The sequence below is a fragment of the Actinomyces sp. ICM58 genome (assembly GCF_000283035.1).
Classification (GTDB): domain Bacteria; phylum Actinomycetota; class Actinomycetes; order Actinomycetales; family Actinomycetaceae; genus Pauljensenia.
Genome location: NZ_ALIY01000128.1, coordinates 1 through 8,279, shown reverse-complemented (window position 1 = coordinate 8,279; position 8,279 = coordinate 1). Strand labels below are relative to the sequence as shown.

Sequence of the window (8,279 nt, the reverse complement as noted above, 5' to 3'; positions counted from 1 at the left end):
TTCCCCACAAAACTGGGCTCCCTAGAAAGGAGGTGATCCAGCCGCACCTTCCGGTACGGCTACCTTGTTACGACTTCGTCCCAATCGCCAATCCCACCTTCGACCACTCCCCCCACAAACGTGGTTAGGCCATGGGCTTCGGGTGTTACCAACTTTCGTGACGTGACGGGCGGTGTGTACAAGGCCCGAGAACGTATTCACCGCAGCGTTGCTGATCTGCGATTACTAGCGACTCCACCTTCATGGGGTCGAGTTGCAGACCCCAATCCGAACTGAGACTGGCTTTAAGGGATTCGCTCCACCTCACGATATCGCAACCCTCTGTACCAACCATTGTAGCATGCGTGAAGCCCAAGACATAAGGGGCATGATGATTTGACGTCATCCCCACCTTCCTCCGAGTTAACCCCGGCAGTCCCCCACGAGTCCCCACCATCACGTGCTGGCAACATAGGGCAAGGGTTGCGCTCGTTGCGGGACTTAACCCAACATCTCACGACACGAGCTGACGACAACCATGCACCACCTGCACACGACCAACTAAATGCCACCACATCTCTGCAGTGCCGCCGTGCATGTCAAGCCTTGGTAAGGTTCTTCGCGTTGCATCGAATTAATCCGCATGCTCCGCCGCTTGTGCGGGCCCCCGTCAATTCCTTTGAGTTTTAGCCTTGCGGCCGTACTCCCCAGGCGGGGCACTTAAAGCGTTAGCTACGGCGCAGAAACCACGGGTGGCCCCCACACCTAGTGCCCAACGTTTACAGCGTGGACTACCAGGGTATCTAATCCTGTTCGCTCCCCACGCTTTCGCTCCTCAGCGTCAGTAACGGCCCAGAGACCCGCCTTCGCCACCGGTGTTCTTCCTGATATCTGCGCATTCCACCGCTACACCAGGAGTTCCAGTCTCCCCTACCGCACTCAAGTCAGCCCGTACCCACCGCACGCCCCCAGTTAAGCCAGAGGATTTCACGGCAGACGCGACCAACCGCCTACAAGCCCTTTACGCCCAATAATTCCGGACAACGCTCGCGCCCTACGTATTACCGCGGCTGCTGGCACGTAGTTAGCCGGCGCTTCTTTACCCACTACCCTCACCACAACCCACAGTTGCGGCTTGACCATGAGCGAAAGAGGTTTACAACCCGAAGGCCTCCATCCCTCACGCGGCGTCGCTGCATCAGGCTTTCGCCCATTGTGCAATATTCCCCACTGCTGCCTCCCGTAGGAGTCTGGGCCGTATCTCAGTCCCAATGTGACCGGTCACCCTCTCAGGCCGGCTACCCGTCAAAGCCTTGGTAGGCCATCACCCCACCAACAAGCTGATAGGCCGCGAGCCCATCCCCCACCAGAAAAAACCTTTCCACCAACCCCCATGCGAAGGCCAGTGAATATCCAGTATTAGCACCCGTTTCCGGGCGTTATCCCAAAGAAGAGGGCAGGTTACTCACGTGTTACTCACCCGTTCGCCACTCATCCACCCAACAAAAGCTGGGCTTCAGCGTTCGACTTGCATGTGTTAAGCACGCCGCCAGCGTTCGTCCTGAGCCAGGATCAAACTCTCCGAACAAAAACAAAAACGTTAAAGCCCAGAAAAACCAACCAAACAAAACAGCCCGGCCAGCAATCCCAACCAAAAACACTCAAAAACAAAAAACAGGCATAAACAAAACAAACAAACACACTATCGAGTTCACAAACAACACCCACACGATCAAGCACACACGAAGACTCGCATGTTTTCGAAAGGCGTTCTGCGCCATGTTTCCGCGATCTCAGCTCTTCGCTTTGTTCGCTGCCGTTCGGCGCAACAAGGAAAACAATACGCACTTCCAAGCGGACCGTCAAATCATGACACCCACACGCCCCTCTCCGAGCCTTTCCGCAGAATTCCGCCACTTTCTTCACGTTCGAGCGCTACAAACGGCCCAAAATCGCCCGATTTCATGTTGCAGCACACAGAATATCAAACAGAATGTGCCCTACGCCGCGAAGATTTTGGCCCCTATCAGCCCGCAACCTGCACCCGTACCCGAACCATCACATTTTTTGCCCAAAACTTTACCAACCGTTGACCTTGCGGCTATACTCCCGTTATCCGAGCGGTCTCGCCGCTTCCGTCAACACTAGGAACAACGATGAATGGACTCCTGCCCCCGGACTTCGATCTCGCCGGGACCCTGGATACGATTTCAGGCTTCATGTATACGTACCTGCTCGTCGCGCTTCTGATCGCGGTTGGCCTCTTCTTCTTCCTCTTCACTCGCGCGCTTCCGCTGCGCATGTTTATCGAAGCGCTCCGCGTCGTCATGGAGCCCCCGAAGAAGGAAGGCGGCGTGTCCTCCTTCCGCGCGCTGATGGTTTCCACGGCCTCGCGCGTCGGCGTCGGTAACATTGCGGGCGTCGCCACCGCCGTGACTCTCGGCGGTGCCGGCTCTGTTTTCTGGATGTGGGTCATTGCCACGCTCGGCGGCGCCTCGGCCTTCATCGAGTCGACGCTCGCGCAGATCTACAAGAAGCGGGGCCCCCACCACTCCTACGGTGGCCCGGCCTACTACATCCAGACCGCTTTGAAGGCGAGCTGGCTTGCCTACCTCTTCGCAATCGTCTTGATTCTGACCTACATGGGTGGCTTCAACTTGCTGGCCTCCTACAACGTGGCTGACACCTTCATGCACTACAGCTGGGCGAATGCCTGGACGCCGTGGTTTGTCGGCGCGATCCTCGCGGTCCTCATGGCCGCGTCGATTCTGGGCGGCACTCGCCGCCTCACCGACGTGACGGGCTACATGGTCCCGATCATGGCGATTATCTACCTGGGTGTGGGCGCGGTCGTCATCGCCGTCAACTACCAGAACATTCCCGCGATGTTCTCCGCGATTTTCCACGGCGCCTTCGACTTCGACGCTATCTTCGGCGGTTTCGCGGGATCGGCCATGATGTACGGCATCAAGCGTGGCCTCTACTCGAACGAGGCCGGTGTCGGTTCGGCTCCTAACGCTGCGGCCTCCGCCTCCGTGTCGCACCCCGCCAAGCAGGGCCTCGTCCAGATGCTCTCCGTCTTTATCGACACGATGATCATCTGTACCTTCACCGCGTTCGTCGTCCTGTCCTCGGGCGTCGGCTCTGACAACGGCGTGACGGGTGCTCCCCTCGTCAAGGACGCGATGGCCACCGTTCTGGGTCAGCCGGTCGCGCAGGTCTTCATCTCGGTTGCACTGTTCCTCTTCGCGTTCACCACGCTGGTCGGCAACTTCTACTACGCCGAGGTCAACTTCCGCTTCCTGCTGGGCAAGATCGAGATCAAGCACTGGATGCTCACCGTTTTCCGCCTCGCGGCCGCTGCCCTGGTGTTCTGCGGCGCGCTCCTGAAGTTTGAGGTCGCGTGGAACCTGGGCGACATCCTGATGGGCCTCATGGCGCTCATCAACCTGCCCGTCATCGTGTTCCTCGGCAAGATCGCCGTCGACTGCGCTGACGACTACACGGCGCAGCGTAAGGCGGGCCTCGACCCGAAGTTCAAGGCCTCCTCGATTGGCTTGGACCCCTCCGAACTGGATTACTGGCAGGATAAGGCTCCGGCCTCCACCAAGGACGCTGCCGAGAAGGCGGCCGTCTAAGCGAGCACTGCTCCACACGCCTTGCCCCGGCCTCGCATCGACGAGGCCGGGGCTTCGTTATGCGCGACGGCGGGGCGATCGGATACTACGCCGGCGCGTGAGCGAAGCGCGCTCGGATCTGCACTACCCCGGTGTACCCGCACGCGGACAGGGCGCGAGCCACTGCGTCGGCAGCCCACCCGAGCATCTCAGGGCCCCCGTGCGGGGCGCGCAGAACGGCAGTCGCTCCGGTGCCGGAGGCCATGGAGGACTCCACAGAGAGCCCCATCTGCACCCACGAGGCCACGGCCTCGTCGAAGCCCGAGCACAACAGAACCTGTCCCTCGTATCGCACGCCCGCCTCCACGTAGATGAGTGGACCGGGGATCACCAGAGACGAATCGAGCGCGCCGATCGGCAGGCTCCCGTCCTCCCACGGGCAGTTCGCGGTGGAGCGCGCGTATCCGGGCGGCAGGTCACACTCGAAGACGCACTCGTCGACGCTCACATCGGCGACGAGCTCGAGGGTGTCCACGGAGGCGATCACGGAGGCCACGAACGGGATGCGCCTGCCCGTTTCCCCGAGCCACGTGTCGACGAGGGCATGGCACATCGCACGGCCGGTGGCGTCCGTCGCATACTCCCCCGCCATGCCGGTCGCCCTCTGCCCATCAACGCCCTTGCCGAGCGACGGCACCTTGATGTCTCCCACGAAAAAGTCGAAGGCGTAGAGCCCGTGATGGGCGCGATTATCGTCGAACTGGGCGAACCCCAACCCCGTGCCGACAAGCACTGACAGAAACGCGTCGTAGAGGCACAGCGGATCCTCTGCGAAACACCGCGTCGCGTGAGGCGCGCGCGGGGACATCTGCCCGTACAGCCACGCCTGCAGCGCCACGTAGCGCTCCTGCGAGGCGCGATCGTTGACTGTCATGGGAACCTCCTCGTTCCATCCCGCAACGCTTGCCCCCTCATTATCGCAGAGAAAGAAGGCCCCGACCTCGTCCCAGGAACATGAACGAGGCCGGGGCCCTATCGCACGAGCGTGCGCTTACTCCGTGGCGAGCAGCGCTTCCTCGGACTCCTTGGTCCACAGGCCGTCCTTCATGGCGGCCGCGACCTGCGGGAACTTCTCGGCCAGCTCGCTCAGCGGCGTGAGGCCCAGGTCGTGCAGCGACGGGAAGACCATGATCTTGCCGCCCGAGGTGCGGTTGATGACCGAGTTGATGGCGTCGCCGAAGCCCGCCATGCCGGTGACCGCCCACAGGGAGATCGTGGTGTCGATGACGCCGTCCTCGATCTTGCGCAGAACCGTGCGCATGTCGGACACGTCAGAGCCGGAGGTGCCCAGCATGAAGATCTGGCGTTCGATGATGCCCTGCAGGTCGAAGTCACCGAACGTGCCGGCCGGGATGCCAGCGAACGCGTTGAGGATGCCGCCCTGGGCCAGGAGGTCGACGGCCTGGGAGACCAGCGCGGGGACGGGCACGAGGCACGTCGCGTAGGTGTAGCCGTGCTCGAGGGGCGTCGAGGCGGTGTTGATGATGTCCAGCGGCACGCCGTTCTTCTCGGCGGTCGGACCGACGACGGCCGCGAGGTTCGCCAGGCGCTCGTCCGACAGGTCGGTGCCGACCACGGAGATGCCAGGGACACCCGAGGTGACGGCGCGCATCGTGTGCATGACGCCCATCGGGCCGGCGGCGCCGACGAAGACGCAACGGTCGTTCTCGCGCAGATCGCCGTTAGCGGGAATCCAGGCGTATCCCTGCCGCGGATCCGATCCGGTCGTGCCGCAGAAGCGAATGAAGTCGTAGTGGACGCGGCCGATGTCCAGGGACACCTTGCGCTCGATCGATCCGCCACCCAGGACGACGCACATGGTGCCGCGGGTGCCGATCAGGAGCGCGGCCTTCTCGATCGCGTCGGCGTCCGAGCCGAAGAACACGACGTCGTCGAACTCGCCGTCGACGCCCTCGACCTGGTCGGCGGCGACGCGCACGACCTCGGCGGGCTTGTGCTCGGCGGTCAACGCATCGATGTCGCCCTCGCCGACGACCAGCAGGCGCCCGCCGTCGGCGACGTGATCGCGCTCGGCCCACGCGTAGGAGCCTTCGACGGTCGCCCACGGCTCGATGAGGCCGACGGCTGCGGCCGAGGGGCCCTCAGACACGTGGATCAGGTACTCTTCGCCGTCCGGGGACACGACGCAGCGCTCGTCGACGACGACGTATTCCTCGAGTGCACCGTCGAAGTTGTAGCCGAAGGCACCGTTGGACTTCGCGGTGCGCAGGTGCTTCCAGTCCGCCTGGACCAGCAGACGGTCACCAACCTTGAAGTGCGTAACCTTCTCGCCGACCTGCACGACGCGCACGACGGGCTCGTGGCCGGGGGTCACCGCCTCCTGGTTGGGGTGGTAGGACGGAATGTCCTTGAGGGCGTCCAGGTCGATGCCCGCCGCCACGTCGGACTTGCGCGGGTGGCCATCGAACTGGTGGAGCAGCTTCGTATCGGAGAAGCAGATGCCGCAGGCTTCGACCTCGAGCAGGATCTGCGTGGGGCCAACGGGGTCAACGGGCTTCGCCGGGTTAACGACGAACTCCTCCTTGCCGACGATTTGGATGGCGTACTGGGTGGAGGGAACCTGGGTCATGACTGACTCCTTCACTGGGAAAACGATGATGGGAACGGGAGGGACGAGGCCGGGGCGCCCGCGGAGGGGACCGTGACCACCCTGGGGCCCCGGCCTCGAGGCGGTGTCAGGAGAGCATGACCTGGCCACCCGTGACGGGCACGGCCTGACCGGTTTCGTACTCTTGCTCGACGATGTAGAAGATCGCGCGCAGGACGTCGATGCCCTGGGCGCCGCGCCGCATGGGCACCTTGGCCTCGTAGAACTCCTTGACGTCAGCGACGGTCTTGGCGCCGGGAACCTTCCCGGAGTTCAGGTACTGGACGAAGAGGCCGCGGTCCGGGTCGGACCAGAGGGGGCCGTCGTAGAAGTTGCCGGGGCAGATCGCGTTGACCTTGACGCCGTGGGCGACCATCTCGAGGGCGAAGGACTGGACCAGGCCGATGCCGCCGAACTTCGAGCCCGCGTATGCGGCGTTCTTGTTCGAGCCAACCAGGCCGGACTTGGAGTTGATCTGGATGATGTCGGTGAGCCACTCGGGGGCGGTGGAGTGCTGGCGGGCCAGGAGCTGTCCCAGGTGCTTGGTGACCAGGAAGAAGGCCACGTAGTTGATGTCCGTGGACAGGCGGAATGCCGAGGCGTCCTGCTCGAGGACGGAGCCGGCGCGCACGATGCCCGCGTTGGAGACGACCAGGTCGAGGCCGCCGGTGACGCGCTCGATCTCGGCGGCCATCGCGGCCACGGAGTCCTCGTCGGCGACGTTGACGGTGATCGGGTGGGCGACGCCTTCGCCGCCGAGCTCGGCGGCCTTGGCGGCGGCGCCCTCACCGTTGAGGTCGGCGACGTACACGAAGCAGCCGGCCTCGACGAGGCCTCGGGCGATCTCCGCGCCGAATCCCTGCGCGCCGCCCGTGACCAGGGCGACGCGGCCGTTGATGGTGCGCTCGCCGGTGCGCGTGGGGCGCACCTCGTAGGTCTCCTCCCCCGCCCGCACGACGACGGGAAGCTCCGTCTCCTTCAGGGAGCAGGGGCACACCTCGGTGAGGGGGCCGTCGAAGGTGACGGTGGGGTCGGCGGTGGAGGGCGCCACGATGACCGGGCGACCCAGGGCCTTGAGGAAGAGCCCGCGTACCTCGGGGGCGTTACTCATGATGTCTCTCTTTCTTGACGGTGATCGTCAGTTAATCGATGTGGCTCGGGCGGCAACAGCGGCGGCGTCCTCGCCGTCGGCAATCGCGCGACCCAGGGGTGCGTACTGACTGATGCGCTCGGAGAGCGCCTCGGGGGTCAGGCGGCCGGTGCGGCCCAGCAGGTGCAGGGAGGGATCCACGGAGGACAGGGCCTCGTGCGCGACGAGCGCCCACGTGGCCTCGTTGAGGTCCGCGAATTCGGGGCGGCGCAGCTCCTCGCACGTGAAGCGCTGGCGAGGCTGGTTGATATCGACACCCGAGATTTCGAGCATGCCGTGGGCGGCCGCGAGCGCGTGGATGCGCGCCAGCTGCTCGGGGGTGTTGCGCGGAGGCATGTAGGTCACGGCGCGCAGGCCGATGGACTCCATGTGCTCGAAGAGCTCGTCGAGGAAGTCGTCCTCGAACTTTTCGGCCTTCTTGTCGCCGGTCGGCGAGGCGGACACGTCGCCCAGGTAGGCGTAGGTGGCGATCGCGCCGACCGAGTCGGCGAAGGCGACGACCTCGGCGGCGCTGGGCAGCTCGTCGGTGGGCTGGATGTAGATGCGATCCAGGTAGTTGGCCTTCAGGACGCCCAGGAGGTCGTACATGAGGTGCGGGTTGTCCGCGTCGGACAGGACGCTCGCGAGGGAAGCGGGTACCTTGACGCCCATCGAGTCCAGGCCCTGGACCAGCGCCGGGCCGCGGCCGAAGCCGCGGATCAGGGCCGAGGCCATGGCTGCCAGGAGGTGCCGCTCGGTGATCCCGCCGCCGTTGGCGTACTGGGAGATGCCGACCATGTCGGTCTGCGGGTCGAAGGGCTCCAGGCCGAGGTCGGTGAGGATCGCGTTGGCGCGCGCGGCCATGGCGAGGGTGCGCTCGAGGCGG

General features: G+C 64.1%; 5 protein-coding genes and 1 rRNA gene. 1 reads left to right on the top strand and 5 read right to left on the bottom strand.

Going from position 1 to position 8,279, the window contains the following annotated elements; translation table 11 throughout:
* Positions 1–25: 25 nt before the first annotated feature.
* A 16S ribosomal RNA gene (locus tag HMPREF1138_RS06230) occupies positions 26–1,567 on the bottom strand.
* Between the two features lie 568 nt (positions 1,568–2,135).
* Here HMPREF1138_RS06230 and HMPREF1138_RS06225 point away from each other — a divergent pair.
* Complete coding sequence (locus tag HMPREF1138_RS06225; RefSeq protein WP_009057778.1) at positions 2,136–3,617, top strand: alanine/glycine:cation symporter family protein; 1,482 nt, start codon at positions 2,136–2,138, stop codon at positions 3,615–3,617.
* A gap of 85 nt (positions 3,618–3,702) precedes the next feature.
* On the opposite strand, the gene HMPREF1138_RS06220 is transcribed toward HMPREF1138_RS06225, so the two are convergent.
* From HMPREF1138_RS06220 to HMPREF1138_RS06205, 4 genes are all read right to left on the bottom strand, one after another.
* Positions 3,703–4,530, bottom strand: a complete 828-nt coding sequence (locus tag HMPREF1138_RS06220; RefSeq protein ID WP_009057780.1) for a hypothetical protein — start codon at positions 4,528–4,530, stop codon at positions 3,703–3,705.
* Between the two features lie 117 nt (positions 4,531–4,647).
* Positions 4,648–6,246 carry an alcohol dehydrogenase catalytic domain-containing protein gene (locus tag HMPREF1138_RS06215; protein ID WP_009057772.1) on the bottom strand — a complete coding sequence of 533 codons (1,599 nt, stop codon included), beginning with the start codon at positions 6,244–6,246 and terminating at the stop codon, positions 4,648–4,650.
* Positions 6,247–6,352: 106 nt separating this feature from the next.
* Entirely contained in the window at positions 6,353–7,375 is a 1,023-nt protein-coding gene (locus HMPREF1138_RS06210) for an SDR family NAD(P)-dependent oxidoreductase (RefSeq protein WP_009057777.1), read from the bottom strand.
* 27 nt (positions 7,376–7,402) lie between these two features.
* Positions 7,403–8,279: hypothetical protein (locus tag HMPREF1138_RS06205; RefSeq protein WP_009057774.1), on the bottom strand; the 877-nt coding region annotated here is incomplete at its 5' end.